This window comes from Rhodoferax sp. LS1R11 (genome assembly GCF_056521395.1).
Genome location: NZ_JBWMAW010000002.1, coordinates 260,881 through 285,156, shown reverse-complemented (window position 1 = coordinate 285,156; position 24,276 = coordinate 260,881). Strand labels below are relative to the sequence as shown.

Genomic DNA, 24,276 nt, shown 5'->3' with positions numbered 1-24,276 from the left:
GGAAACTTAATTACAAGGAGACCTGTTCATGACCCGTCGCGCTACCAAAATCGTCGCCACCCTTGGCCCCGCTTCCAGTGACCCGGCGTTGCTGGAGCAGATGATTCGTGCGGGGGTCAATGTGGTGCGTCTGAACTTCAGCCACGGCAAGGCCCAGGACCACATTGACCGGGCCCGTCTGGTTCGCGAGGTGGCGCACCGTGTGGGTCGTGAGGTCGCGATCATGGCGGACCTGCAGGGCCCCAAGATCCGGGTCGGTAAATTTGCAGAAGGCAAAGTGATGCTCGAGCCCGGCCAGAAGTTTGTTCTGGATGCGGCGCGCACTGAGCTGGGCGATATCGACGCCGTCGGTCTGGACTACAAGGCACTGCCGCGCGAGGTCAAGGCGGGTGATGTGCTCTTGCTGAACGACGGCTTGATTGTGATCACGGTGGATGCCGTCAAGGGTGAGGCTGTGCACACCACGGTCAAACTGGGGGGTGAGTTGTCCAACAACAAGGGCATCAACAAGCAGGGCGGCGGCCTGACGGCCCCGGCCCTGACGGGCAAGGACATGGAGGACATCCGCACCGCCATGAGCTTCCAGGCCGATTACGTGGCTGTGAGCTTCCCGAAAAATGCCACGGACATGGAAATGGCGCGCCAACTGTGCAACGTAGCCGCTGCTGAATACGGCCACAAACCGGGACTGATTGCCAAAATCGAACGTGCCGAGGCGATTCCCAAATTGCTGGAAATTCTCCTGGCCAGCGACGGCATCATGGTGGCCCGCGGAGACTTGGCGGTCGAGGTCGGCAATGCCGCCGTGCCGGCCCTGCAAAAACGCATGATCAAGCTCGCCCGTGAACATGACCGGGTGGTGATTACAGCCACGCAGATGATGGAATCGATGATCACCAACCCCGTGCCTACCCGCGCCGAGGTGAGTGACGTCGCCAATGCGGTGCTGGACGGCACCGATGCGGTCATGCTGTCCGCCGAGACCGCCTCCGGCAAGTACCCGCTGGAAACGGTGATTGAGATGGCCAACATCTGCCACGCCGCTGAAGGCCATGAAGACTTCGAACTGGAGGGTGATTTCACGGGCAAGACTTTCAGCCGTATTGACCAGTCCATCGCCATGGGTGCCCTGTTTACGGCCCATCACCTCGGTGCCAAGGCCATCGTTGCCATGACGGACAGCGGGTCAACCGCCTTGTGGATGAGCCGTCACCTGATCAAGGTGCCGATTTACGCGCTGACTTCCAAGGTGGCGACCCAGCGAAAAATGGCGCTTTATCGCAACGTGCGCCCCTTGTTCATTGACACGAGCGCTGATCGTGACACGGCGCTGCGCGAAGCTGAAAACCATCTGAAAACCCGTGGCATTGTGCAACCCGGTGACGTGTATGCCATTACCTGTGGCGAGCCCATGGGCGCCCCTGGCGGCACCAATATGCTCAAGATTTGCCAGGTTTCGTAAGACAGACGTTTGACTCAGAGGGTTAAAATCCGCCCATCGGTAGAAGTTACCACGCGGTTACCAACTTTCAGGGGATTTCAAAATGGCACTCGTCTCGATGCGTGAACTGCTGGACCATGCAGCAGTCAATGGCTACGGTATTCCGGCCTTCAATGTCAACAATCTGGAACAGGTGCAGGCCGTCATGGCGGCGGCCGATGAAGTGGGCGCTCCTGTCATCCTGCAGGCCAGCGCTGGCGCCCGCAAATACGCCGGTGAGGCCTTCATCAAGCACCTGATTTCCGCGGCAATCGAGGCCTATCCGCACATTCCACTGGTCATGCACCAGGACCATGGCCAAAATCCCGATGTGTGCCAGGGCGCCATCAATCTGGGCTTCAGTTCGGTGATGATGGACGGCTCCCTGGAGGCTGACGGCAAAACCATCGCCAGCTACGAGTACAACGTGGCCGTCACCCGCAAGGTGGTTGACATGGCCCATGCCACCGGCGTGACGGTGGAAGGCGAGCTGGGTTGCCTGGGCTCTTTGGAGACCATGAAGGGCGACAAGGAAGACGGCCACGGCACCGACGCCACCATGACCCGTGAACAGATGCTGACGGACCCGGAGCAGGCCGCTGATTTTGTGAAACGTACCCAGCTTGACGCCCTGGCGATCGCGATTGGTACCAGCCACGGCGCCTACAAGTTCACGCGCAAGCCCACCGGCGATATTCTGGCAATTGACCGCGTGATGGAAATCAACAAGCGCATTCCCAACACCCACCTGGTCATGCACGGCTCCAGCAGCGTGCCGCAGGAGTTGCTGGCGATCATTCGCGAATTCGGTGGTGACATGAAAGAAACCTACGGCGTGCCTGTGGAAGAAATTCAAAAAGCCATCAAGTTTGGCGTGCGCAAGATCAACATCGACACCGACATCCGCCTGGCCATGACCGCTGCCGTGCGCAAGTTCATGTTTGAAAACCCTGACAAGTTCGACATGCGTGACTGGCTCAAGCCTGCCCGTGAAGCCGCCAAGCAGATTTGCAAACAACGCTACCTCCAGTTTGGCTGCGAAGGGCAGGCCGCCAAGATCAAAGGGCACAGCCTGTTTGAGGTGGCCGGGCAATATGCACGGGGCGAATTGGCACAAGTCGTCCGCTGATCTTTGTAATTGCGATAATCAGGGCCTGCTGATGGTGAATTCACCGCAGCAGGCCTTTTGTTTTGACCCCCACGTTTTTTACGCATTGACCACCTCGATATGACTGCTGCCCTGCACACCTCCATGCTGACCTCCTTGCCCCTGCTTGCTCGTGGCAAGGTGCGCGACAACTACGCCGTGGGCGATGACCGCATCCTGATGGTCGCCAGCGACCGCCTGAGTGCCTTTGACGTGATCATGGGCGAGCCCATCCCTGGCAAAGGCGCGTTGCTGACGCAGATGGCGCTGTTCTGGTTTGACAAGCTGGGTCCGACGGGCTTGAATATTTGCCCGATTCACCTCACTGGCGATGCGCCTGAAAGCGTGGTGACCCCTGCTGAAGTGCCGCAGGTGGTCGGTCGCTCCATGCTGGTCAAGCGTCTCAAGCCTTTGCCGGTCGAGGCGGTGGTGCGTGGCTACCTGGCGGGCAGCGGCTGGAAGGAGTATCAGGAGAATCAGGCGGTGTGTGGCGTCAAGCTGCCCGCCGGGCTGAAAAACGCCTCCAAACTGCCCGAACCCATCTACACCCCGGCGGCCAAGGCGGCGGTGGGCGACCATGACGAGAACATCACGTTCGAGCAGACCGTGGAGATGATTGGCCTGGACCTGGCCACCCGCATTCGCGACATCAGCATCCAGCTCTACCAAGCGGCCTGCGAGATTGCGGCGGCCAAGGGCATCATCATTGCCGATACCAAATTCGAGTTTGGTCTGGACACCGACGGCACACTCACGCTGATGGACGAGGTGCTGACGCCTGATTCATCCCGCTTCTGGCCAGCCGAGAGCTACCAGGAAGGGACGAACCCGCCGAGTTTTGACAAGCAGTTTGTGCGCGACTGGCTGGAGCAGGCCCAGGTCGACGGCAAGCCCTGGAGCAAAACACCCCCCTCGCCGCGCGTACCCAATGAGGTGATCGCAAAAACGGCCGCCAAATACCAGGAAGCGTTGACCCGGTTGATGGGTTGACCGGGCTGTTTCTGTAATTTATAAGAAAAATGGCTCTAGCACCCGTGTAGCGTGCGGGAGTAGCTATCTAATTAATAGCAGATTTGCTTGATCAACCGTCAGATGGGTTCTGGCAAACCACTGTGCAGTGAACGCGTGATGGCCAGCCCGATGCGCGTGGCCTCCAGGGCGTCAGCCAGCGTGAGCGTCAGTGCCTGCTCGCCTCGGCAGGCGGCCACAAAAGCGGCCATCTCGACGCCAAACGCCGTCTCGAAGCGTTCATAAAAGTCTTTCACCACCGCGTGTCGCACGCCCTGGGCGTCGCTGCGCACGACCCGGTCGCTGGCAGCGTGTTCGCCCACCGTCAGCTTGCCGGCGGTGCCGATCACTTCGGTGCTGGTTTCATGGCCGTGCGCCATGGTGCGGGAGGCGTACAGCACGGCCCGTGCACCGCCCTCGAACTCCACGATGGCCATGCCGTTGTCCACGTCGCCAAATTCGGCCAGGGCCGGGTGCAGGGCGTTGGTACCCGTGGCAAAGGCGCGCAAGGCTTTGGGGCGTCCCAGCAGCCAGCGCGCCAGATCAATGTCATGCACGCTGCAGTCCATGAAGATGCCGCCCGAGGTGGGGGCAAAGCGCACAAAGAAGCCGTCGGGGTCGTTCTGGTCACAGGTTTGGGAGCGCACCAGAAAGGGTTTGCCAAGGTCTCCGGCTGCAATCAGGGATTGGGCGTTGACGTAGCTGGGGTCAAAGCGACGCACAAAGCCCACCATGGCGACCAGATCCGGATGTTGCTGGGCGACTGCCAGCACGCGTTCGCAGTCGGGCACATTGAGGGCCAGTGGCTTCTCGACAAAGACGTGTTTGCCGGCTTCCAGCGCTGCCATGGCCTGGCTGGCGTGCAAAGAGGTGGGGGTGACCAGCACCACCGCATCCATGTCCGGATCGGCGATGAAGGCGTCGAAGTCTTCATACCGCCGCGTCACCCCGAGTTGCTCGGCGGCGAAAGCCCGCTCGCTGGCGACCGGACTGCAGGCGGCCACCAGCTGGCAGTGGCGTGTTTTGAAGGCCAGGGCTTGCGCGTGGCGCTGCCCCAGTCGCCCCAGGCCGGCGATGCCGATCCGCAGGGGTTGAGAGGGCGTTGCCATCGTGCAGCTTTGGTTTAGAACTGGATGGGCAAACCGCTCTTGCAGCTTTCAGCGGCGGCGTCAGCCAGCTTCTGGGCGGCAACGCCGTCAGCCACGGTGGTCTTGAAGGCGCTGCCGGTCTGCAGGGCTTCAAAGAAGTGCGTCATTTCCAGGCGGTAGGCTGCGGCGTAGCGTTGCAGGAAGAAGGCTTCGGGCTTGTCAGCGCAGATGCCTTGCGCGTCCCACTGCACCACTTCGGTGGGGGTGTGGTTGCCGCATTGCAGCAGGCCTTTTGAGCCCAGCACTTCAAAGCGCTGGTCGTAACCGTAGGCGGCGCGGCGGCTGGTGTTGATCTGGCAGAGACGGCCCTTGCGGGTGCGAATGCTCACGGCGGTGCTGTCCACGTCGCCCAGCGCGGCAATCGCGGGGTCGGTCAACACCGAGCCGGTGGCGCTGAGCCATTCGGCTTCGTCGCCATCGGCGCACAAAATCCAGCGGAACACGTCCAGGTCATGGATCAGCATGTCGCGGAAGATGCCGCCGGAGGCCTTGATGTAGTCCGCAGGAGGTGCGCCGGGGTCGCGGCTGGTGATGATGAGCATCTCGGCGTTGCCGATTTCGCCCGCGGCCAGGCGACGGCTGGCATCGTTGAATGTGGGGTCAAAGCGGCGCTGGAAGCCGATCATGCAGGAGACGCCTGCTGCCTTGACGGCTTCGGCGCAGGCGATGGCGCGGGGCACGGACAAGTCAACCGGCTTTTCGCAGAAGATGTGTTTGCCGGCCGCGGCGGCGCGGGTGATCAGGTCGCTGTGGGTGTCGGTGGAGGAGCAGATGGCGACGGCATCGACGTTTTTGTCGGCCAGCACGGCTTCGATGCTGGAGACTTCGGCGCCGTACTTCTGGGCTACTTCCGCGGCGGACGCGGGCACGGGGTCACACACGTATTTCAGCTTCACACCACTGAGCGTGGCGATGTTGGAGGAGTGAATGCGACCAATGCGGCCGGCACCGAAAACAGCAACGTTCTTCATGAATATTCCAGGAATGGGACTAAGAAAACCCGACTCGGCGGGCAACAAGAGGCCTGACTATAAATGGATTTATCACGCATGGAAAGAAATTTCCATAAATATTAAAAGTCGAATTAAATTTCAATAACAGCTTGTGAATTGATCAAAAATGATCAAAAATATTGCTGCCGACAAAGACCACTTTCTCTAAAGTCGTGGTCTTGTTTTTCTTATAAAGCTGGAGACCCTCATGAACCCAACCATTCACTTTTCCATCAACCGCATCAGTGCGCCCCGTGTCTCTTTTTCCGAGTTTGCGGGTCTGGCCAAACGCCTGGGCGTAGGCGCCATCGAAATCCGCAATGACTTGCCCGGGGTTGAAATGGTGGACGGCGCAGCAGCCAAAGACATTGGCGCCATTGCCCAGGCGCACGGCCTGACCATTCGTTCCATCAACGCGCTGCAGAAGTTTGAACAGTTTGATGCCACGCGTGAAGCCGAGGCCCGCGAGATGATTCGTTACGCCGTGGCGTGTGGCGCTGAAGCCCTGGTGCTGTGCCCCACCAACAGCCTGCGCGACGCGCGCACGGCCGAGCAGCGTCATGCCGACCTGGTGCATGCGTTGAAACAACTCAAGCCGATGTTGGAAGAGAGCGGCCTGATCGGTCTGATTGAACCTTTGGGTTTTGAAGAGTGCGCCGTGCGTCGCAAGTCCCAGGCGGTGCGCGCCATTCAGGAAATTGGTGACACCGGCACCTTCCGTCTGGTGCATGACACCTTCCACCACCACCTGGCGGGTGAAGGTCTGTTCTTCCCGGAATTGACCGGTTTGATCCACATCTCGGGCGTGGAAGACACCACGCTCGACGCATCGCAAATGCGTGATGGTCACCGGGTGCTGGTGGGGGTCGCCGACCGGCTGGGCAATGCGGTTCAACTCAACACCTTGTTCAAGGCGGGTTACCAGGGCTATGCGTCCTTCGAGCCCTTTGCCGAAGAGATCGCTGCGGCCACCAACATTGAAAAGCGGCTGGCCGACAGCATGGCCTATCTGTCCCAAGCCGTGGCGGTTGAGCACATGCGCGACGCGCAGCCCGCCTGATCGGCAGGCCCGGCCCCGTTGTCATGGCTGACGCCCTCGCGCCTCGCAAAAAAAGCAGCGCGAGGTTTGTGGACATTGCTGCCAAGGCGCAAGTCAGCATCGCCACCGTCAACCGGGTGCTCAATGACCGCGGCGGTGTGTCGCTGGTGACACGCGAGAAGGTGATCCGTGCGGCCAAGCAATTGGCCGTGCCGCGGCTGATGCCGGATGTGCGACGCGGGTTGACCCGTTTTGATGTCGTGCTGGCACGCAGCCGGACCCCATTTTTTGAGCGCATCGAGTTGGCTTTGCAGCGATTCATGCAGCTGCTGGACCGTCGCATCGTGGTGCATCGCCATGAGTTTTCGCCGGAGGATGATGAACTCACCGCTGCGTTCATTCGCCAGCCACCCCACCGTCGGGACGGTCTGATTGTGGCCATTCATGACACCCCGGTGTTACGCGACGCGGTTCAAATGGTGAGCCGCCAGGGGGGTCCGGTCGTCACTTTGATGAGCGACATCAGCGATGTGTCACGTCTGCATTACGCGGGGATCGACAACGTCCATGCGGGCCGGACGGCCGGACATTTCATGGGCAAGATGATCCCGCGTGCGGGCCGACTGCTGGTGCTCACCAATGACCTCAGCTACCGAGCCCACCGTGATCGAACCAGCGGATTTTTGCAATTGGTTGATGAACGCTTTGCCCACCTGCAGTGCTTGCCTGTGGTGGCCTGCCGCGATGACGCTGACCGGACTTTTCATGCCGTGGACGCGGCATTCAGGCAGGCAGGTCCGTTGCCACTCGTCGGCATTTATCACAGCGGTGCCGGGTCACAGGGCATTGCGCAGGCTCTGACACGGCATGGGCTGCCGCGCGATCTGGTGTGGATCGGGCATGAACTCTCTGATGAACATCGTGCGTTGTTGGTGCAAGGCACCCTGGATTTGGTGATCGATCAGGACCCCGATGGCCAGGTGCTCTCTGGCATGCAGCACCTGCTGTTTGTCAACAAGTGGCTGGACCAGAAACCGCCTGCAGGCCCCAACGAGTTTCGACTTTTTTGTGCAGAAAACCTGCCATCACAGGCTTATTTGCCGGCACTTCGATTGCCGGCCTGACCTCCGGGCAAGGCATCAGGCACATCAGCCCTGATGCGGCTCCGGGGTATGGGACTTGTACGGCAGTTCTAGTGTGTAGGCCAGCGCAATGAACAGGCTTTGCGCCAACCCCATCGTGCTGCTGAGTGAGCGAAAACCAAACGTTGAGTTGTCCTGCACCACCAGCGCGACCTGGGCCAACTTGGACAAGGGGCTCATGCGGCTGTCGGTGATGGCGATCAACCGGGCGCCCCGCTCGACCGCCATTTTGGCAACTGAAATGGTTTCCTCGGCGTAGGGCGAGAATGAAATCGCCACCATCACATCGCCCTTGCGTACCGAGCGCATCTGCCCCAGATGCATGCTACCTGTGCCCGAGACCAGGCCAATGCGCTTTTCAGTGTGTTGTAGCGCATAGTCCAGGTAAACCGCAATCGGAAACGACCGCCGGGACGCTGCGATCCAGATGCAATCGCTTTCGGCGAGCAATTCAACCGCTTTCTTGAAAGAGGGGCCGTGCAGGCTGCTTTGCAACTCCTGCATGCCCGCCACGCTGCCGGCCAGGAATTCGCTGGCAATTTCAACGCTGGAGAGGCTGCCCGCGGCTGATTCAATGATGTCGCGAATGCGCGCCTTGTAGTTGCGGCTGGGGGCCAGCTGGCGCGACAGGCCCTCCCGAAAGATGGCTTGCATCTCGGAGAACCCTGAAAACCCAAAATGTTTGGCAAACCGCACCACCGCTGACGGTTGTACCTGGCACTGGGTGGCCAGTTGCTGGATGCCGTCCAGACCGATGTGGTCCCGGTGCTGCTCGATATGGCGGGCGATGACTTTGAGTTGCTTGCTCAAGCCGTCATATTCCACGGAGATGCGCTTGATCAACTGCTCGACATTGAGCTTCTGAACCTTGTCAACGGGCATGGCGATCTCGAATCATCAAAAATTTCATTCTAGGCCGAAATTTAAATTCTCTATTTTTATAAAATAGAAAAAATTTATTATTTCAGGGCTATTTTTCTTATAATTTAAGTTTACACACAACAAACCTGATTGCCATGCACCGCTCAAACGAAGATTCCATGGTCATCATAGGCGCAGGTCATTGCGGTGGCCGGGCGGCGCAGGCGCTGCGTGACGCCGGGTGGGACGGTGCTGTTCATTTGGTGGGTGAAGAACGCCATCCCCCCTATGAGCGCCCACCCCTGTCCAAGGGGCTGCTGACCGCGGAGAAGTCTGCACAAGACTGCGTGTTGCTGAGCGTTGAGGCCATGGCGGCTTTGCGCATCGAGCGTCACCAGGCCCGCGCCCTGTCGATTGATCCTGCCGCGCAGACGGTGGCTTTGTCGGATGGCCAGGTGCTGGGGTACCGGTCCTTGCTGCTGGCCACAGGCGGGCAGGTCAGACAACTCAGCATTCCCGGCGGTGACCTGCCGGAGGTCATGACGCTGCGCAGCCTGGACGATGCAGCGGCGCTGGCGACGCGTCTGACACCGGGGCAGCGGTTGGTGGTGATTGGTGGCGGCTTCATCGGGCTGGAGGTGGCCGCCTCTGCACGACAACTCGGTTGTGAGGTGGCGCTGATTGAAGGTGGGCCCAGGTTGATGGGGCGTGCCGTGCCCGAACCCCTGGCGGAGCGCGCGTTGGCCTTGCACCGTGCCCGCGGCGTGCGGGTGCACCTGGGCGCCAATCCTGAAAGCATTGTCCCTGCCGAGCGGGGCGTGCTGGTGGCCTTGACCGATGGCACCGTGTTGGAGGCCGACACTGTGCTGGTCGGTATTGGAATCGCTCTAGGGCTGGATTTGGCGCGTGCCGCCGGATTGTCTGTGGCGCGTGGGGTACTGGTCAATGCGCAATTGCAGACCAGCGCACCCGGGATTTTTGCAGCAGGAGATGTGGCGGAGTTCCCCAGCGCGGTGTCTGGCCAGCTGATTCGGCAGGAAACCTGGCACAACGCGGAAACCCAGGCCGGCATTGCCGCACGCAACATGATGGGAGGGGCTGAGCACTACACCTCATCCCCCTGGTTCTGGTCCGACCAGTACGACCACCAATTGCAGGTGGCCGGTGAGCCTGCTTTGGCCGTGACGTCCGTGACGCGTGTGCTCGAAGACGATGACCTGATTGTTTTTTACCTGGACCAGCGCGAACGGCTGGTCGGCGCCTGCGGCTGGGGGTTGAGCAGCCGCATGGCCCGGGAGCTCAAAATTGCCCGCACCCTGGTGGAGCGGGGCATCAGCGTGTCCCCGGACGTACTGGCCGACCCGACCAGCAAACTGAAAGCACTGCTGAGTCGTGCCGCCTGAGTTGTGCGGACGGGTGGAGGCGAACTTTATTCGCCCAGTGCGGCCTTGAACTTGGCCAGTTCTTCCGGCGCAATCCCCACTTCATGAGTTGACTGGGGGTACGCGCCGCTGGCCACGTCTTGCTGGTATTCACGAAAGGCGGCCACGCGCTCTGTCTGCAGGCGGTCGTACTCCGCCGCAAAATTCCGGTACACCTTGGCATGACGTGGCACATGGCCCCGGTTGGCGCCGAGAACATCGCTGGCAAACAGGTACTGGGCATCGCCACCCGCACCCGCACCCATGGAAATCATCACCAGCGAGGTGCGCGCCGAGATCAGGCTCGCCACCTCTGCAGGAACCACCTCAATTTCAGCCGCGAAGGCACCCGCTTCTTCCAGCGCTTTGACTTGTGTCCACACCAGCAGGGCGGTGTCCAGCGTTTTTCCCACGGCCTTGAAGCCGCCCGTCCAGGTGGCTTGGGAAGGAATCAGCCCCGAGTGGCCGCAGACCGGAATGCCTTCTTCCCGCAGGCGCCGCACGATGCCCATGCTGGCGGCGCAATACACTGCATCACCACCGCTTCGCATCGCCGCAAAAGCCGCTCTGAGGTACTCTTCAGCGGTGACAAAATCACCGTACTCCAGACCGGGAATGGCAAAGCACGTAGGCGCCGCCTCCCGGAATGCCGGGCCAAGCAATGCTGGCGGCACTGACAGCATGTCAATGCCCGCCTGCTGGGCTGCATGGGCTTCCTCCAGCGTCTCCACGCGAAGCATGGAGAGCTGTCGCTGACCCTTCAGAGAGCGCAGGTCGGCAATGGTGGGGCGGCTGGCTTTTTTCATAAGGATCTGTAAATTAATGAGAAAATATTTTCTATTGTATGTTTAAAATAGAATTAAATGTGCATACCCTTTGAATCAATTGAAAGTGCCAGCAAGTCATGAAAAAAACCTACATTCTCACCCTGTCGTGCCCGGACAAGTCCGGCATTGTTCATGCCGTTTCGGGCTTGTTGCTGCAGCACGGCGCCAACATCGAAGAGGCTGCCCAGTTCAATGACGTGCAGACCGGCCTGTTTTTCATGCGGGTGCAATTTGCCTGTGGGGATTCGAGCCAGGAGGCGATTGATCTCGCCTTGCAGGACCTGGCCGCGGCCTGGACCATGACGGTTGACCTGCGGCCCGCCGACCGGCGCATGCCCATCGTCATCATGGTCAGCCAGCAAGGGCACTGCCTGAATGACTTGTTGTTTCGCTGGAAGAGTGGCTTGCTGCCGGTGGACGTCAAAGCCATTGTCAGCAACCATCGCGATTTTTACCAACTGGCGGCCAGCTACAACGTGCCTTTTCACCACGTGCCGGTCACCGCGGCGACCAAAGCAGATGCGGAGGCCCGGCAACTCGACATCATCCGTGCCGAAGGTGCCGAGCTGGTGGTGCTGGCGCGTTACATGCAGGTGCTCTCTGACAACATGTGCCGCGCCCTCAATGGCCGCGCCATCAATATTCACCACAGTTTTCTGCCTAGCTTCAAAGGCGCCAAGCCTTATTACCAGGCGCATGACCGCGGCGTCAAATTGATCGGCGCTACTGCGCACTATGTGACGGCCGACTTGGACGAAGGCCCGATCATTGAGCAGGACGTGGCCCGCGTTGACCACAGCCAGACCACGGACGACCTGACCACGCAAGGACGCGATACCGAGAGTCAGGTGCTGGCACGTGCTGTCAAATGGCACAGCGAGCATCGCGTGCTGCTCAACGGACATAAAACCGTTATTTTCAAATGACCACGGCCGCCCGCTTGCCGGTGGGCATCAACCTGGATGGTGTGCTGATTCATGACGGACTGGCCACGCCCCATGCCGCGACCCGCTTCGCGTGGGTCCGGCACAGTGGGGTATTCGACTACGTTGAAAAAAACATCGACCCGGGTGAGGACTTCGCCCCCTACTTTGACCTCGTCGAGCGGTATGAGCTGCCCATTCGGGTGTTTGGCGGTATTTTTTGCGCCGGCCAGGATGAAGCCCGCATGCGATGGGGACTGGCCACGGGCGGCAAGCTCGGCGCACGGGTGTTCAATATGCAGCTCTACGCGCGACGGTCCGATGGCAGCGCCATCACGGACCAGCAGGTTGCCGATTTCTTTCTTGACGCCATGGCGCACGGCGAGCCCGTGGGTTGCCTGCCCAGTCTGGAAGTCCATGTGGACATGTGGAGCGAGCAGTTTCAGCGCATTGAACGCGTGGCGGAGCTGCTCGCGCGCAGCCACGTCAAGCTGCGCCTGACGCTGGATCACTCACATCTCGTTTTCAAGATCGATCATCCCGAAGAACTTGTTTTGAGCGGGCTGGCTGACGAGCCCGATGGCGCACGCGCGTTGCTGGAGCCTGGGCACCCGACCACGCTTTACAGCCATTGGTTGACGGAGGGGTGGGTGGCACATGCCCATGCCCGCAGCGCGACGCCCGGCATGCGCCGCAACACGGCCATGAACCGGCGCCGGGGGCTGCACGGCCGTGCCATTCAATACCCCTTTGTGGCGCCGCCTGCGGGCAGCTTTCAGGCCCCTTGGGGTGAGGAACCACTGCAACCGTGGAAGCAGGCGGTGCGTGAATTGCTGGGCGCCATGCACGCCCATCCGGAGGCCACGCCGCAGCAGATCAGCTGCGAGTTCATTCCGTTTGCTGACTACGGTGGCGGCAGCCGTTATTCCATTTGGGACAACAACCTGGCGTGTGCCCAATGGTTGCGCACCGAGTGGGATTCGCTGCAAGCGCCTGCCGCGCCTTAGTTCACCTGAATCAGCACCTGACCGCCCTCGACCTTGGCCGGGTAGGACTTGAGGTTGACGCACACTGGTGCCCCCAGCGCACGGCCGTCGCGGATGTCAAAGCGGCCATTGTGTTTGGGGCATTCAATCACGTACTCCATGACCAGGCCGTCGGCCAGGTGCACTTTTTCGTGGGTGCACAGGCCGTCGGTGGCGTACACCTTGTCTTCATAGCGGTAGACGGCGTAGGTGTGGCCGCTGTGGTCAAAACGGGCGACGTCTTCGTCGTCGATGTCGTCAAGTGCGCAAACTTCAATCCATTGGCTCATGGGGTTTCCTGGTTTTTTTGGGGTGGGGAAAATGAATCAGACTGGCGCTGCAGGCAGCGGACGCACGACGTAGTAATGCGGGTCTTTGGCCTGGCGCAGGATGGCCGGAATGATTTCGCGGTAAGTGGCGACCGTGCCCTGGTAGGGCGGTGGGCAATCGGCCTTGATGGCCTCATGTAGCTTGGGCAGCGCATGAAAAGGCACCATCGGGTACATGTGGTGTTCCACGTGGTAGTTCATGTTCCAGTACAGAAAGCGGAATACCGGGTTCATGTACACGGTGCGGCAGTTCTGGCGGTGGTCCAGCACATTCTCTGGCAGGCCGGCGTGTTGGGTCAACCCGAAGAAGGTATAGAGCCAGGTGCCCGCCATGCCGGGCAGCAGGCCGAACAGGACCAGAGGCAGAAAGCTGCCGCTGTACACGGCAGACGTGATCAGCAGGGCGTAAACACCCACCCACACGCGGGCTTCCTTGATCATTTTGGGCCACTCCATCTCGGGCACAAAGGTTTTCTCTTCTTCACCCAGCACGCCTGCGGCATTGCGCAACACACGCCACAGTTCGCGTGGGCCTGATTTGAGGGAGAACACATTGAGCAAGGTGCCCATGATGTCGGTGGGCAGGGGAACGGCAACCTCCGGATCGCGACCCGTCACCAGGGTGTCGGTGTGGTGGCGGGCATGGCTCCAGCGCCAGACGGTGGGGCGGCGCAAGACCTGAAAAGACGCGACCTGGTACAGCAGGTCATTCATCCAGCGGGTCTTGAAGGCGGTGCCGTGGCTGGACTCATGCCAGCGGCTGTCGGCCGGGCCGCAGTACAGGCTGGCATACAAAAAGAACGCAGCAAACGCCCAGCCGGTGCCCCAGGTTGCGACCACCAAGGCCCCCGCTGCCGCGATCAGGGCGTACCACAAGACCGTGTCGCGGATGGCGCTGGCGTCTTCGCGCTTCATGAGTTCTTTCATTTGCGCACGCGGCACGGCACATTTGTACCAGTTGGCATTGACCAGGCCCGCGGCTTGGGCACGCGCCCCGGCGCCGTCGATCAGGCTGTAGTCGTCTCGGGTTCGGGCCGGGCCCGGGGTGGTCTGGGTGGAAGCGTTCATGGTGGCTGGGTTCCTGAATGTCAAGCGGTAGTGGATGGTACGGGGTCACATCAAGAGTTTCAATAAAAAACATCAAAACATATCAAAAAACATCATTTTTGCGAATCGTGAACTTGCATTTATTGCATGAAGTCACGATGATCGCTGTCATGAAGCAAAAAATCACCTTGCACAAAGTGGCCGAAGAAGCCGGCGTGAGCACCGCCACCGTGGACCGCGTGCTTAACAGCCGGTTGCCCGTGCGCGAAGGCACGGCCCGGCAAGTCATTGCGGCTGCCGAGCGCTTGGGCTATCACGGGGTCGGGCTGATGCGTGAGCGGGTGAAGGAGCGGGTGCCGACGCGGCACCTCGGCTTTTGCCTGCAAAAGCAGGCCGATCCTTTCTACCAGGCCCTCGGCCTCGCATTGCAGCAGGCTGCCGCGCAGAACAAGCCCGAGGTGTGCCAGGCGCATGTGGTCTATATCGATGCGCTGGAGCCTGCGGCCATTGCTGCGCAACTGGCGGCGTTGGGAAAAACGGTGGACGCGGTGGCTGTGGTGGCCGTGGACCATCCCCACGTCACCGCCGCCATTGAAGCCTTGCGCCAGGCGGGCAAACCAGCCTTCGCCTTGTTGAGCGACCTGAGTGCACCCCAACGCGCCGGGTACATTGGCCTGGACAGCCGGCAATGCGGGCGCACCGCGGCCTGGGCCATCAGCCGCCTTTCGAAGCGTTCTGGCGAGGTGGGTGTGTTTGTAGGCAGCCACCGGTACTTGGGTCATGAGCTGGCAGAAATCAGTTTTCGCTCCTATCTGCGCGAGCACGCGCCGGAATTCAAGGTGCTGGACTCGTTGGTCAACCTGGAGGACGCGCAACTCGCACACGAGGCCGCCCTGGAGCTGCTGGCGCGCCATCCTGACCTGGTGGGTATTTACGTGGCGGGCGGTGGCATGCCGGGCATCGTGCGGGCGCTGCGGGAGGAGGGCGCGGGGCGCGAGCTTGTGGTGGTGGGCAACGAGCTGACCGCCGACAACCGCGCTGCCTTGATTGATGGTGTGGTGGATCTGGTGATTCAGACGCCGTTGAGCCGGTTGGCCGAAGCCACTGTGTCGCAAATGCTCAATGCCCTGGCCGCCGGGGAGGCCTTTGCAGGCCCCCAGCAGCGGCTGTTGTCCATGGAAATTTTTACGCCTGAAAACGTGTGAGCTGAAGACTCAGGTGCGGCGTTTCTTGTTGCGGTACTGGTCCGCCACCACAGCCGCCACAATGATCGCGCCTTTCACCATTTCCTGGTAGTACGCGTCGATGCGGATAAACGTGAAGCCCGAGGTCATCACGCCCAGGATCAGCACGCCAATCACTGTTCCGGTGATGCGGCCCACGCCACCCACCAGAGAGGTGCCGCCGATCACGACGGCGGCAATGGCGTCCAGTTCGTACATCACACCCATGCCGGATTGACCCGAAATGGCGCGCGCCGCTGTGACAGACCCGGCAATGCCGCTGAGCAGGCCAGCAATCGTGTAAATCCAGATCAGGTGACGGTTCACATTGATGCCTGACACGCGGGCAGCTTGCCGATTGGCACCAATCGCATAGGTGTACTTGCCAAAGCGGGTGTAGCGCAACACGATGTGAAAGATCAGCGCAATTACCAGAAATATGACAACCGGATTGCCGCCCTCGCCAATCCAGGCAAAGTCGGGGGTCAACATGCTGACCGGCATGCCCCCTGTGAACCACTTCGCAAAGCCGCGTGCGGCCACCATCATGCCAAGTGTTGCAATGAAAGGTGGGATACCGGTGAAAGCAATCAGTGACCCGTTGACCATCCCTGCAACCAGGCCTGCAAGGAGTCCCGCGAGCAAAGGCCAGATGATGGGCAGATCGGTGAGATGCGGAAAGATGGCCCGCGGAAAATCGGACACCTGGGCCAGGCTGGCTGACACCACGGCGGCGGCGGCCACGATAGAGCCGGATGACAAGTCAATCCCGCCGGTGATGATGACCAGATTGACGCCCACAGCGATGATGCCGATCACCGACATCTGCAAGATGATGATCTTCAATCGCTCCAGGTTGAAAATGAAGCTCTGGTCGTTCAGGTACCAACCGATGGCTTCAAAAAAAATACTGATACCCAGGAGAACCAGAAAAATGCTGAATTCCGGCGGCAATTTCAGTTTGGGTTTGGCGATGGTGGACGCCGTGCTTGGAACAGATGTGGTACTCATGATCAGTCGTTTCTCTCGGGTTACTTTGAAGCCAGGTCCATGATGGACACCTGGTCTGCGTCTTTGCGATCAAGGATGCCGGTGGCCCGGCCTTCATGCATCACCAGGATGCGATCACTCATGCCCAGCACTTCGGGCATTTCCGATGAAATCATCAGAATGGCGACACCCTGGCCTGCCAGCTGGGAGACCAGGCGGTGAATTTCGGCCTTGGCGCCCACGTCGATGCCACGCGTTGGTTCATCGAGAATCAGAATTTTGGGGTTTGTCAGCAGCCAGCGCCCCACCAACACTTTTTGCTGGTTGCCGCCGGACAGGTTCTGGATGATCTCGTCCATGCCCGGTGTCTTGACCCGCAATCGCTGGGCCATCTCCAGACAGTCTTTGACCAACGGTTTGTTTTGGACAAATCCGTGGCGAACATACCGTTGGGTCAAGACCGCTGCATCCATGTTGTCCTGGATGTTCAGGCTCAGGAAGCAACCGGTTTCCTTGCGATCTTCTGTCAGGAAGGCCATGCCTGCCGACAACGCCTTGGCCGGCGTGTCAACTTTGAGTGGTTTTCCGTTGACCTCGATCGTGCCGGACGAGGCAGGTGTGACGCCAAACAAGGTCTCCGCCACGTTCGATCTGCCGGAGCCCACCAGGCCGGCCATGCCAAGAATCTCACCAGCGCGAATGTCAAAAGATACGTTCTTGAAAACGCCTTCCAGACACAAGTCTTTGACTGACAACACCACCTCTCCGATGGGCACGATCTCTTTCGGGAACATTTGCGTAATTTCACGACCCACCATCATGCGAATGATGTCATCGCGCGTGACGTCCGAAGACGCACAGGTGGCAATGTATTTGCCATCGCGGAATACCGAAAATTCGTCCGCAATCTCAAACAACTCGTTCATCTTGTGTGTGATGTAAACGATGCCTTTACCCTTTGAGCGCAGATTGCGGATGATGGCGAACAGATGGGAAACCTCTGTTTCGGTCAGTGCGGAGGTGGGCTCGTCCATGATGAGGACGTCCGAGTTGTACGAAACCGCTTTCGCGATTTCGACCATTTGCCGGCTTGCTACCGACAGGTTCTGAATCTCGACGGTCGGATCAATCTGGATGTTCAGTTCCGCAAACAAGACGGCAGTCCTGCGATTGAGCTCTTTGTGATCCACAAAGCCCAGCCGGGTTTTTGGCTCGCGTGTGATCCAGACGTTCTCGGCTACCGTCATGTGCGGCATGAGGTTGAGTTCCTGGTGGATCATGGCAATACCCTGATTCAGGGCATCAATGGGCGACTTCATCGTGATCTTGCGGCCATTGAGCAGGATCTCACCCTTGTCCGGCGTGTAGATGCCGGAAATGATTTTCATCAGGGTCGACTTGCCTGCCCCGTTCTCTCCCATCAGTGCATGGACGGTGCCAGCCCGGAGCTTGAAAGACACGTTATCGAGTGCCACCACGCCAGGGAAAGCTTTGCGTATCCCTTGGATCTCCAGCAAAGGGGCTGAAGGCAGGGTCGAAGCTTGTGCAGCGGGGGGCTCAAGTGTGGTGGTGTCTGACATCCTGCTTGCTCTTTTGATCGGGGATATGAATGGAGAAAAGACGCCTCCGCAGGAGGCGTCTTCAGGGAGTTCGTCGATCAGTTTTTGCTTGCGTATTTGCTCAGGTTGGCAGGGGTGACCAACTCAAACGGCACGTTAACAAAGCGTTCAACTGGTTGCTTCTTGGCGAGTTTCAGCGCCGCATCAACAGCGCCAGCGCCTTGGCCTGCTGCGTTTTGGAACACGGTGACTTTCAGGTCGCCAGCTTTCATGGACGCCAAGGCATCGGGTGTAGCGTCAATGCCAGCCACGATGGACTCAGGTGTCCACTTCTTGGCCGCCTTGAGCGCGTTGATGGCGCCAATGGCCATCTCGTCGTTGTTGGCAATGATGGCGTCAAATTTCATGCCTGCAGTCAGCCAGTTCGTGGTGATGTCCTGGCCTTTGGTGCGGTCCCATTTGCCTTCACGTTTGTCGAGAATCTTGATGCCGCTGCAGTCCTTGGTTGCCAGCACTTCTTCAATGTCTTTGGTACGGGTGCGCGCTGCTTCGTTGGACAGTTCGCCCATCAGTACAACGATATTGCCCTTGCCCTTCATCAGGCGGCAGACTTCCTGTGTTTCGAGGGTGCCAGATACTTTTTCGTCAGAGGCGACGAACGCGACGCCAGCCGGCAATTTTTCAAAGTCAACGGGCTTGCGGTTCACGTAGACCAATGGAATCTTCGCGTCGGTGACCATTTTGGTGATTTTGGGTGTGACATCCGTGTCCACCGGGTTCACGATGATCGCGTCAACCTTCTGGGCGATCAAATTCTGGATCTGGCTGAGTTGCTTACCTACATCGGCTTGAGCGTCTTCCACTTGCACGGTGGCACCGGATTTTTTACCCGCATCCACCACGCCGTTTTTCAGGATCGTGAGGAAAGTGTCCAGCTCAGCCATGGCCAAACCGATTTTTTGCGCATGGGCAGCCAGAGGTGAAAACAGGGTGGCTGACACGGCTGCTGCGACTAGAAGCTTTTTCATGAGGATGGGTCTCCAAGTTGGTTTAAGAGCAACGTCTGCGACGTCATTCGGTTAATGGGGTTCTTGTTGGAAAAAATCCGCTGAACCACGAACGTAACTTTAACCAAAATAAAATGAAAATAGAAAAAATTTGCTAAGTAAATACCCCTAGAGAAATTTATTTCTCTATAATTTAAAGTTGCAACACCGGGTATTGCCCATGGCATACGTCGAAGTTCTCTCGCGGTCAATCGCGAATGCCCAACTTGTATTTTCATAAAGTCCTGTCCTGATGAGTATCTTCAATTTTCCTTCTGGTCGCCCTGTTGATTTGGCCTGTCTGGGGCGTCTTGCGGTTGACCTTTACGCCCAGCAATTTGGTAGCCGGCTCGAAGACGCCCGCAGCATGGCCAAGTACCTGGGCGGCAGCTCCGGCAACCTGGCTTTTGGCGTGGCACGCCTGGGGGTCAAGAGCGCCATGATTTCCCGCGTAGGGAACGAGCAGATGGGGCGGTTTTTGATCGAAACACTGCAGCGCGAAGGGTGTGACACCAGCCAGATTCAGATAGATCCCGAGCGCCTGACCGGGCAGGTCTTGCTGGGTCTCAAGGATCGCGACACCTTTCCACTGTTGTTCATGCGTGAGAACTGCGCTGACATGGCCGTGGATGCCGACCAGATCAGCGAATCCTTTATTTCCACCTGCCGCGCATTGGCGATCACCGGCACTCACTTGTCGACGCCGGGTACGCGACGCGCCTCCGAGGTGGCGCTCGCCTATGCGAAAAAGCACGGTGTTGTTCGCGTGCTGGACATCGATTACCGTCCGGTCCTGTGGGGTTTGACGTCACGCGGCGCCGGTGAGAACCGCTATGTGGCAGATGCCCATGTCACGCGTCAATTGCAGGAGATGCTGCCCGAGTTCGAGATGCTGGTGGGTACCGAGGAGGAGTTCTTCATTGCAGGCGGCGTGGCGGGTGACCTCATGGCCAGTTTGCACGCTGTGCGTGCGGTCAGCGCGGCCACCCTGGTCGTCAAACGCGGTGCACTGGGTTGCACGGTGATCGAAGGCGCGATCCCGGTGGATATTGATGATTCGCCCACCTTCCGCGGCGAGCGGGTTGAGGTGTTGAATGTGTTGGGTGCGGGTGACGCGTTTCTTTCCGGTTTGATGGCCAGTCTGTTGCAGGGCAAGGACTGGGCGGAGTCCACCCGCGTGGCCAACGCCTGCGGTGCGATTGTGGTGTCGCGTCATGCCTGCTCGGCCGCCATGCCGACCGCGGCCGAATTGGCGCATTGGTTCGGTGGCAGCCGCAACCCCAAGGTCGATGCCGACCAGGAACTGGCCCACCTGCACCGTGTCACGGCAGCGCGTCCGGACTGGAACGAGTTGTGTGTCATGGCCTTTGACCACCGCAGCCAGTTCTTTGATCTGGCCCGCGAAGCGGGGGCCGATGAGTCGCGTATTCCGTACCTCAAGAAATTGCTGGTCAAGACGGGCGAGCAGGCCGAGCGCAGCTACCAGTTGCAAGGCCACACCGGGGTGCTGATTGACGGGGGTGATTACGGCACCGATGCACTGGCCAGCGCCACCGGTCGCGGCTGGTGGGTGGGGCGTCCGGTGGAATTGCCCGGCTCGCGCCCGCTGCGTTTTGACGGCACACGCTCCATTGGCAGTGCGTTGATTCATTGGCCGACCGAGCATGTGGTCAAGTGCCTGGTGCATTACCACCCGGATGACGCGTTTGAGCTGCGCCTGGAGCAGGAGCAGAAGGTGCTGGAGTTGTGGGAAGCTACACGCGAGAGCGGCAATGAACTGCTGCTGGAGATCATTGTGCCCAAAGCCATGACGCCCGCCGGGACCGAGGACGCCGCGGTGCTGCGTGCCGTCAAACGTTTTTACAACCTGGGCGTCAAACCTGAGTGGTGGAAACTCGCGCCCATGCAAGCCGAGGGCTGGTGCGCCCTGGAAGCCTTGTTGGCAGAGCGTGACCCGTATTGCCGTGGGGCCGTGATTCTGGGCCTGAACCAGCCTCTGCAGTACCTGGCTGATAGCTTTGTGCATGCCACCAATCCGGTGGTCAAGGGCTTCATGGTCGGGCGTACGCTGTGGGTCGATGCCTCGGTGCGATGGTTCAAAGGTGAGCTCGATGATGCCGGGTTCATCAACGAAGTGGCTCATAATTTTGGGGTACTCGTCAACGCGTGGCGCAGCCGGCACAACCCGCTCCGCGCTGCGGCCTGACTCTCCTTTGGACTTCTTTAGAACACCAACATGAAAACCCAAAGACTCACGATGTCGCAAGCCCTGGTCAAGCACTTGGCCGCGTTGCGCGTAGAAATGGCCGACGGCCAGGTGTTGCCCTACTGCGGCGGCGTGTTCACTATTTTTGGCCATGGCAATGTGGCCGGTCTGGGCGAAGCCCTGTGGGCCGAGCGCGCGGCGCTGCCGACCTATCGCGCACACAACGAACAGGGCATGGCCCTGGCAGCGGTGGCCTATGCCAAGGCGAATTTTCGCCAGCGCATCATGGCCGTGAGCACCAGCATCGGACCGGGTGCCACCAATGTGGTCACGGCCGCGGCGGTGGCGCATGTGAACCGCTTGCCCGTGCTGCTATTGCCCGGTGACACCTTTGCCACGCGCACACCCGATCCCGTGCTGCAGCAAATCGAAAATTTCCATCAAGGCGACATGAGCGCCAGTGACACGTTCCGCCCGGTGACACGTTACTTCGACCGTATCACCCGGGCCGAGCAGATTCTGACCGCCTTGCCGCGCGCCATTCAGGTCATGACGGACCCCGCCGCCTGCGGCCCCGTGTGCCTGTCGTTGCCGCAAGACGTACAAACCCACGCGTTTGACTGCCCCGAGAGCTTTCTGTTGCCCGAGGTGCTCCACTTTCGCCGCCCGCCCGCAGATGCCCGCCAGCTCATGGCCGCTGCGGCCTTGCTCAAGACGGCCAGGAAGCCCCTCATCGTGGCCGGTGGCGGTGTGCTGTACAGCCATGCGTGTGACGCATTGCGCGCCTTCGCCGAGGCGCATGGCATTCCGGTGGTGGAGTCGCACGGCGGTAAGAGCAGCCTGCCCTGGGACCATCCGCTGAACCTCGGTGGCATCGGTGTCGACGGTGGCCCCGCCGCCAATGCGCTGGCGCGTGAGGCCGATCTGGTGCTGGCCGTGGGCACACGCCTGCAGGACTTCACCACCGGCTCACACGCCTTGTTTGCGAAGGCCCGGTTGTTGAGCCTGAATGTGCAGAGTTTCGATACGGGCAAGTGGAGTGGCGCCGCGCTCGTGGCCGATGCGCGCATCGGTCTGGGCCAGCTCAGCCAGGCGGCGGGCGACTGGAAGGCGGACGCCGCCTGGACCGCGCACGCCAAACAGCAGGCGGCGGCCTGGGTGATCCGGGTGACCGAACTCACCACGGCCGTGCCCAAGGACGTCTTGCCCTATGACGCCGAAGTCATCGGTGCCGTGCGCGACTCCCTGAACGATGCCGGTGGCGACAGTGGCCAGCGCGATGTGGTGGTGTGTGCCGCAGGCACCTTGCCCGCGGAGTTGCACAAGCTCTGGCGCGCCACCAAACCCGGCAATTACCATGTGGAGTACGGCTACTCCTGCATGGGCTACGAGATTGCCGGTGCGCTGGGTGCCAAGATGGCACGTCCGGACCAGGAGGTGATTGTCATGGTGGGTGATGGTTCCTACATGATGATGAACTCCGAAATTGCCACCTCTGTCTTGCTGGGCCAGAAGCTCATCATCGTGGTGCTGGACAATCGCGGTTACGGCTGCATTGAGCGCCTGCAACTCAAATCGGGCAGCCCCAGCTTCAACAACATGCTGGACGATTGCGTGCCTGAGGGCGGCAACACCAGCCAGATCGACTTTGCCATGCACGCCCGAAGCATGGGCGCCGAGGCGGTGCACGTGAAAGATGTGGCCGAGCTGAAAACGGCCATGGTCAGCGCGCGCGCTGCCCGCAAGACGCAAGTCATTGTGATTGACACCACGCATCACCGCGTGACGGCCGAAGGCGGCTGCTGGTGGGAAGTGGCCATTCCGCAAGTCTCCGAACGCGCCGAGGTACATGAAGCCCTGGAACGCTACGTGAGCGCCAAACAAGATCAACGTGTTTGAAATTTTGAATCTCTCCAAGAAAGAAACCCTGTCATGACCTGGAACGTACGCATCGGCATCAACCCCCTGTCCTGGATGAACGACGACCTGCCCTCGCTGGGCGGCGAAACCTTGCTCGAAACGGCCTTGAGTGAAGGCAGTGAAATCGGCTATGAAGGCTTTGAGCTGGGCAATAAATTTCCCAAGGACGGCCCCGGCCTGAAAGCCAAGCTCGACGAATTTGGTCTGGCCTGCGTGTCAGGCTGGTACTCCGGCTTTCTGGCTGAAGTGGCCCCCGGCCAGACCGATGCCCAGGCCGTTGCCGCGGAAATCGATCGTTGCGTGGCTCACATGAGCAAGCTCCAGTTCAACGGCGTGCAAGTCGTTGTCTATGGCGAGTGCGCTGGCACCATCCAGGGCCAGATCGACACCCCCGTGTCCAAGCGTCCGCGCTTTGCGAATGAAGGCCTGTGGAAAGCCTACGCCGAGCGCCTGAACGCCTTTGGCGAGCACCTGCTCTCCACCTACGGCATCAAGCTGGCTTACCACCATCACATGGGTGCTTACGTGGAGTCGCCGGCTGATGTGGACAAGCTCATGGACCTGACCGACCCGGCCAAAGTGTTTTTGCTCTTTGACACCGGCCATGCCTATTTTGGCGGCGCCGTGGACCCCGTGACCCTGCTCAAAAAACACGTCAAGCGCGTGGTGCACGTCCATTGCAAGGATGTGCGGACCAAGGTCATCGCGCAGGCGCGCAATGACAGCTGGAGCTTTTTGAATGGCGTCATCAACGGCACGTTCACGGTGCCGGGCGATGGCGGGCTGGACTATGAAGGTGTGCTGTCCACGCTGAAAAATGCCGGTTACGAAGGCTGGCTGGTGGTGGAAGCCGAGCAGGACCCCGCCGTGGCTCCGAGCTATGAATACGCCAAGAAGGGGTATGACACCCTGCGCGGCATCGTCAACCGCCTCAGCTGAGGAG

The 24,276-nt window shown here is 60.0% G+C and carries 21 protein-coding genes; 12 read left to right on the top strand and 9 right to left on the bottom strand.

Annotated features, from left to right (window positions below; genetic code table 11):
- Positions 1 to 28: 28 nt before the first annotated feature.
- From pyk to AC097N_RS03960, 3 genes are all read left to right on the top strand, one after another.
- Positions 29 to 1,462 (top strand): pyruvate kinase, encoded by a 1,434-nt coding sequence (gene pyk, locus AC097N_RS03970; protein ID WP_479579444.1) that lies wholly within the window; start codon positions 29 to 31, stop codon positions 1,460 to 1,462.
- A gap of 82 nt (positions 1,463 to 1,544) precedes the next feature.
- Positions 1,545 to 2,609, top strand: a complete 1,065-nt coding sequence (gene fba / locus AC097N_RS03965) for a class II fructose-bisphosphate aldolase (protein ID WP_479579443.1) — start codon at positions 1,545 to 1,547, stop codon at positions 2,607 to 2,609.
- Between the two features lie 99 nt (positions 2,610 to 2,708).
- The gene (locus AC097N_RS03960; RefSeq protein ID WP_479579442.1) at positions 2,709 to 3,617 is read left to right on the top strand and encodes a phosphoribosylaminoimidazolesuccinocarboxamide synthase; all 909 of its coding nucleotides are present in this window, start codon (positions 2,709 to 2,711) and stop codon (positions 3,615 to 3,617) included.
- A 98-nt stretch (positions 3,618 to 3,715) separates the two neighbouring features.
- Here AC097N_RS03960 and AC097N_RS03955 read toward each other — a convergent pair whose 3' ends face one another.
- Together AC097N_RS03955 and iolG are read right to left on the bottom strand one after the other, a co-directional pair.
- Positions 3,716 to 4,744: a Gfo/Idh/MocA family oxidoreductase gene (locus AC097N_RS03955; protein ID WP_479579441.1), complete on the bottom strand. Its 1,029-nt coding sequence runs from the start codon at positions 4,742 to 4,744 to the stop codon at positions 3,716 to 3,718.
- A 14-nt stretch (positions 4,745 to 4,758) separates the two neighbouring features.
- A complete protein-coding gene (iolG, locus tag AC097N_RS03950; RefSeq protein WP_479579440.1) occupies positions 4,759 to 5,754 on the bottom strand; it encodes an inositol 2-dehydrogenase in 996 nt (331 codons plus the stop codon).
- A gap of 229 nt (positions 5,755 to 5,983) precedes the next feature.
- Here iolG and AC097N_RS03945 point away from each other — a divergent pair, with 229 nt between their 5' ends.
- Both AC097N_RS03945 and AC097N_RS03940 read left to right on the top strand, forming a co-directional pair.
- Positions 5,984 to 6,835, top strand: coding sequence for a TIM barrel protein (locus AC097N_RS03945; protein WP_479579439.1), 852 nt, complete (start codon positions 5,984 to 5,986; stop codon positions 6,833 to 6,835).
- 23 nt (positions 6,836 to 6,858) lie between these two features.
- Complete coding sequence (locus AC097N_RS03940; protein WP_479579438.1) at positions 6,859 to 7,938, top strand: LacI family DNA-binding transcriptional regulator; 1,080 nt, start codon at positions 6,859 to 6,861, stop codon at positions 7,936 to 7,938.
- A 24-nt stretch (positions 7,939 to 7,962) separates the two neighbouring features.
- Here AC097N_RS03940 and AC097N_RS03935 read toward each other — a convergent pair whose 3' ends face one another.
- Entirely contained in the window at positions 7,963 to 8,838 is an 876-nt protein-coding gene (locus AC097N_RS03935) for a MurR/RpiR family transcriptional regulator (RefSeq protein WP_479579437.1), read from the bottom strand.
- Between the two features lie 134 nt (positions 8,839 to 8,972).
- On the opposite strand from AC097N_RS03935, the gene AC097N_RS03930 reads away from it, so the two are divergent.
- Complete coding sequence (locus tag AC097N_RS03930; protein ID WP_479579436.1) at positions 8,973 to 10,220, top strand: NAD(P)/FAD-dependent oxidoreductase; 1,248 nt, start codon at positions 8,973 to 8,975, stop codon at positions 10,218 to 10,220.
- Between the two features lie 26 nt (positions 10,221 to 10,246).
- Here the strand turns inward: AC097N_RS03930 and AC097N_RS03925 are convergent, their stop codons facing one another.
- Positions 10,247 to 11,044 (bottom strand): 3-methyl-2-oxobutanoate hydroxymethyltransferase, encoded by a 798-nt coding sequence (locus AC097N_RS03925; RefSeq protein ID WP_479579435.1) that lies wholly within the window; start codon positions 11,042 to 11,044, stop codon positions 10,247 to 10,249.
- Between the two features lie 98 nt (positions 11,045 to 11,142).
- Here AC097N_RS03925 and purU point away from each other — a divergent pair, with 98 nt between their 5' ends.
- Together purU and AC097N_RS03915 are read left to right on the top strand one after the other, a co-directional pair.
- Complete coding sequence (purU, locus tag AC097N_RS03920; RefSeq protein WP_479579434.1) at positions 11,143 to 11,991, top strand: formyltetrahydrofolate deformylase; 849 nt, start codon at positions 11,143 to 11,145, stop codon at positions 11,989 to 11,991.
- A complete protein-coding gene (locus AC097N_RS03915) occupies positions 11,988 to 12,995 on the top strand; it encodes a xylose isomerase (protein WP_479579433.1) in 1,008 nt (335 codons plus the stop codon). The genes purU and AC097N_RS03915 overlap by 4 nt, the downstream gene beginning before the upstream one ends.
- Here the strand turns inward: AC097N_RS03915 and AC097N_RS03910 are convergent.
- Positions 12,992 to 13,303, bottom strand: a complete 312-nt coding sequence (locus tag AC097N_RS03910) for a MocE family 2Fe-2S type ferredoxin (RefSeq protein WP_479579432.1) — start codon at positions 13,301 to 13,303, stop codon at positions 12,992 to 12,994. The genes AC097N_RS03915 and AC097N_RS03910 overlap by 4 nt on opposite strands.
- 36 nt (positions 13,304 to 13,339) lie before the next feature.
- Complete coding sequence (locus tag AC097N_RS03905) at positions 13,340 to 14,410, bottom strand: fatty acid desaturase family protein (RefSeq protein WP_479579431.1); 1,071 nt, start codon at positions 14,408 to 14,410, stop codon at positions 13,340 to 13,342.
- A gap of 149 nt (positions 14,411 to 14,559) precedes the next feature.
- On the opposite strand from AC097N_RS03905, the gene AC097N_RS03900 reads away from it, so the two are divergent.
- Entirely contained in the window at positions 14,560 to 15,594 is a 1,035-nt protein-coding gene (locus AC097N_RS03900) for a LacI family DNA-binding transcriptional regulator (RefSeq protein WP_479579430.1), read from the top strand.
- Between the two features lie 9 nt (positions 15,595 to 15,603).
- Here AC097N_RS03900 and AC097N_RS03895 read toward each other — a convergent pair whose 3' ends face one another.
- The 3 genes from AC097N_RS03895 to AC097N_RS03885 form a co-directional block, all read right to left on the bottom strand.
- Complete coding sequence (locus tag AC097N_RS03895) at positions 15,604 to 16,623, bottom strand: ABC transporter permease (protein WP_479579429.1); 1,020 nt, start codon at positions 16,621 to 16,623, stop codon at positions 15,604 to 15,606.
- Positions 16,624 to 16,643: 20 nt separating this feature from the next.
- The gene (locus tag AC097N_RS03890; protein ID WP_479579428.1) at positions 16,644 to 18,182 is read right to left on the bottom strand and encodes a sugar ABC transporter ATP-binding protein; all 1,539 of its coding nucleotides are present in this window, start codon (positions 18,180 to 18,182) and stop codon (positions 16,644 to 16,646) included.
- Positions 18,183 to 18,259: 77 nt separating this feature from the next.
- A complete protein-coding gene (locus AC097N_RS03885) occupies positions 18,260 to 19,189 on the bottom strand; it encodes a sugar ABC transporter substrate-binding protein (protein WP_479579427.1) in 930 nt (309 codons plus the stop codon).
- A 271-nt stretch (positions 19,190 to 19,460) separates the two neighbouring features.
- Between AC097N_RS03885 and AC097N_RS03880 the strand changes: the two genes are divergently transcribed.
- Genes AC097N_RS03880 through iolE form a run of 3 tightly spaced genes read left to right on the top strand, consistent with a single transcriptional unit; the run spans position 19,461 to position 24,272 of the window.
- Positions 19,461 to 21,413 (top strand): bifunctional 5-dehydro-2-deoxygluconokinase/5-dehydro-2-deoxyphosphogluconate aldolase, encoded by a 1,953-nt coding sequence (locus AC097N_RS03880; RefSeq protein ID WP_479579426.1) that lies wholly within the window; start codon positions 19,461 to 19,463, stop codon positions 21,411 to 21,413.
- 30 nt (positions 21,414 to 21,443) lie between these two features.
- Complete coding sequence (gene iolD / locus AC097N_RS03875; protein ID WP_479579425.1) at positions 21,444 to 23,312, top strand: 3D-(3,5/4)-trihydroxycyclohexane-1,2-dione acylhydrolase (decyclizing); 1,869 nt, start codon at positions 21,444 to 21,446, stop codon at positions 23,310 to 23,312.
- A 33-nt stretch (positions 23,313 to 23,345) separates the two neighbouring features.
- On the top strand, positions 23,346 to 24,272 hold the full coding sequence (gene iolE / locus AC097N_RS03870) for a myo-inosose-2 dehydratase (RefSeq protein WP_479579424.1): 927 nt from the start codon (positions 23,346 to 23,348) through the stop codon (positions 24,270 to 24,272).
- Positions 24,273 to 24,276: the final 4 nt, after the last annotated feature.

Coding starts and splice junctions, on each gene's coding strand:
- AC097N_RS03910 (WP_479579432.1), bottom strand. CDS start 13,303: ATGAGCCAATGGATTGAAGTTTGCGCACTTGACGACATCGACGACGAA.
- fba (WP_479579443.1), top strand. CDS start 1,545: ATGGCACTCGTCTCGATGCGTGAACTGCTGGACCATGCAGCAGTCAAT.
- iolE (WP_479579424.1), top strand. CDS start 23,346: ATGACCTGGAACGTACGCATCGGCATCAACCCCCTGTCCTGGATGAAC.
- AC097N_RS03880 (WP_479579426.1), top strand. CDS start 19,461: ATGAGTATCTTCAATTTTCCTTCTGGTCGCCCTGTTGATTTGGCCTGT.
- AC097N_RS03925 (WP_479579435.1), bottom strand. CDS start 11,044: ATGAAAAAAGCCAGCCGCCCCACCATTGCCGACCTGCGCTCTCTGAAG.
- pyk (WP_479579444.1), top strand. CDS start 29: ATGACCCGTCGCGCTACCAAAATCGTCGCCACCCTTGGCCCCGCTTCC.
- AC097N_RS03890 (WP_479579428.1), bottom strand. CDS start 18,182: ATGTCAGACACCACCACACTTGAGCCCCCCGCTGCACAAGCTTCGACC.
- AC097N_RS03960 (WP_479579442.1), top strand. CDS start 2,709: ATGACTGCTGCCCTGCACACCTCCATGCTGACCTCCTTGCCCCTGCTT.
- iolD (WP_479579425.1), top strand. CDS start 21,444: ATGAAAACCCAAAGACTCACGATGTCGCAAGCCCTGGTCAAGCACTTG.
- iolG (WP_479579440.1), bottom strand. CDS start 5,754: ATGAAGAACGTTGCTGTTTTCGGTGCCGGCCGCATTGGTCGCATTCAC.
- AC097N_RS03955 (WP_479579441.1), bottom strand. CDS start 4,744: ATGGCAACGCCCTCTCAACCCCTGCGGATCGGCATCGCCGGCCTGGGG.
- purU (WP_479579434.1), top strand. CDS start 11,143: ATGAAAAAAACCTACATTCTCACCCTGTCGTGCCCGGACAAGTCCGGC.
- AC097N_RS03915 (WP_479579433.1), top strand. CDS start 11,988: ATGACCACGGCCGCCCGCTTGCCGGTGGGCATCAACCTGGATGGTGTG.
- AC097N_RS03940 (WP_479579438.1), top strand. CDS start 6,859: ATGGCTGACGCCCTCGCGCCTCGCAAAAAAAGCAGCGCGAGGTTTGTG.
- AC097N_RS03895 (WP_479579429.1), bottom strand. CDS start 16,623: ATGAGTACCACATCTGTTCCAAGCACGGCGTCCACCATCGCCAAACCC.
- AC097N_RS03900 (WP_479579430.1), top strand. CDS start 14,560: ATGAAGCAAAAAATCACCTTGCACAAAGTGGCCGAAGAAGCCGGCGTG.
- AC097N_RS03885 (WP_479579427.1), bottom strand. CDS start 19,189: ATGAAAAAGCTTCTAGTCGCAGCAGCCGTGTCAGCCACCCTGTTTTCA.
- AC097N_RS03905 (WP_479579431.1), bottom strand. CDS start 14,410: ATGAACGCTTCCACCCAGACCACCCCGGGCCCGGCCCGAACCCGAGAC.
- AC097N_RS03935 (WP_479579437.1), bottom strand. CDS start 8,838: ATGCCCGTTGACAAGGTTCAGAAGCTCAATGTCGAGCAGTTGATCAAG.
- AC097N_RS03930 (WP_479579436.1), top strand. CDS start 8,973: ATGCACCGCTCAAACGAAGATTCCATGGTCATCATAGGCGCAGGTCAT.
- AC097N_RS03945 (WP_479579439.1), top strand. CDS start 5,984: ATGAACCCAACCATTCACTTTTCCATCAACCGCATCAGTGCGCCCCGT.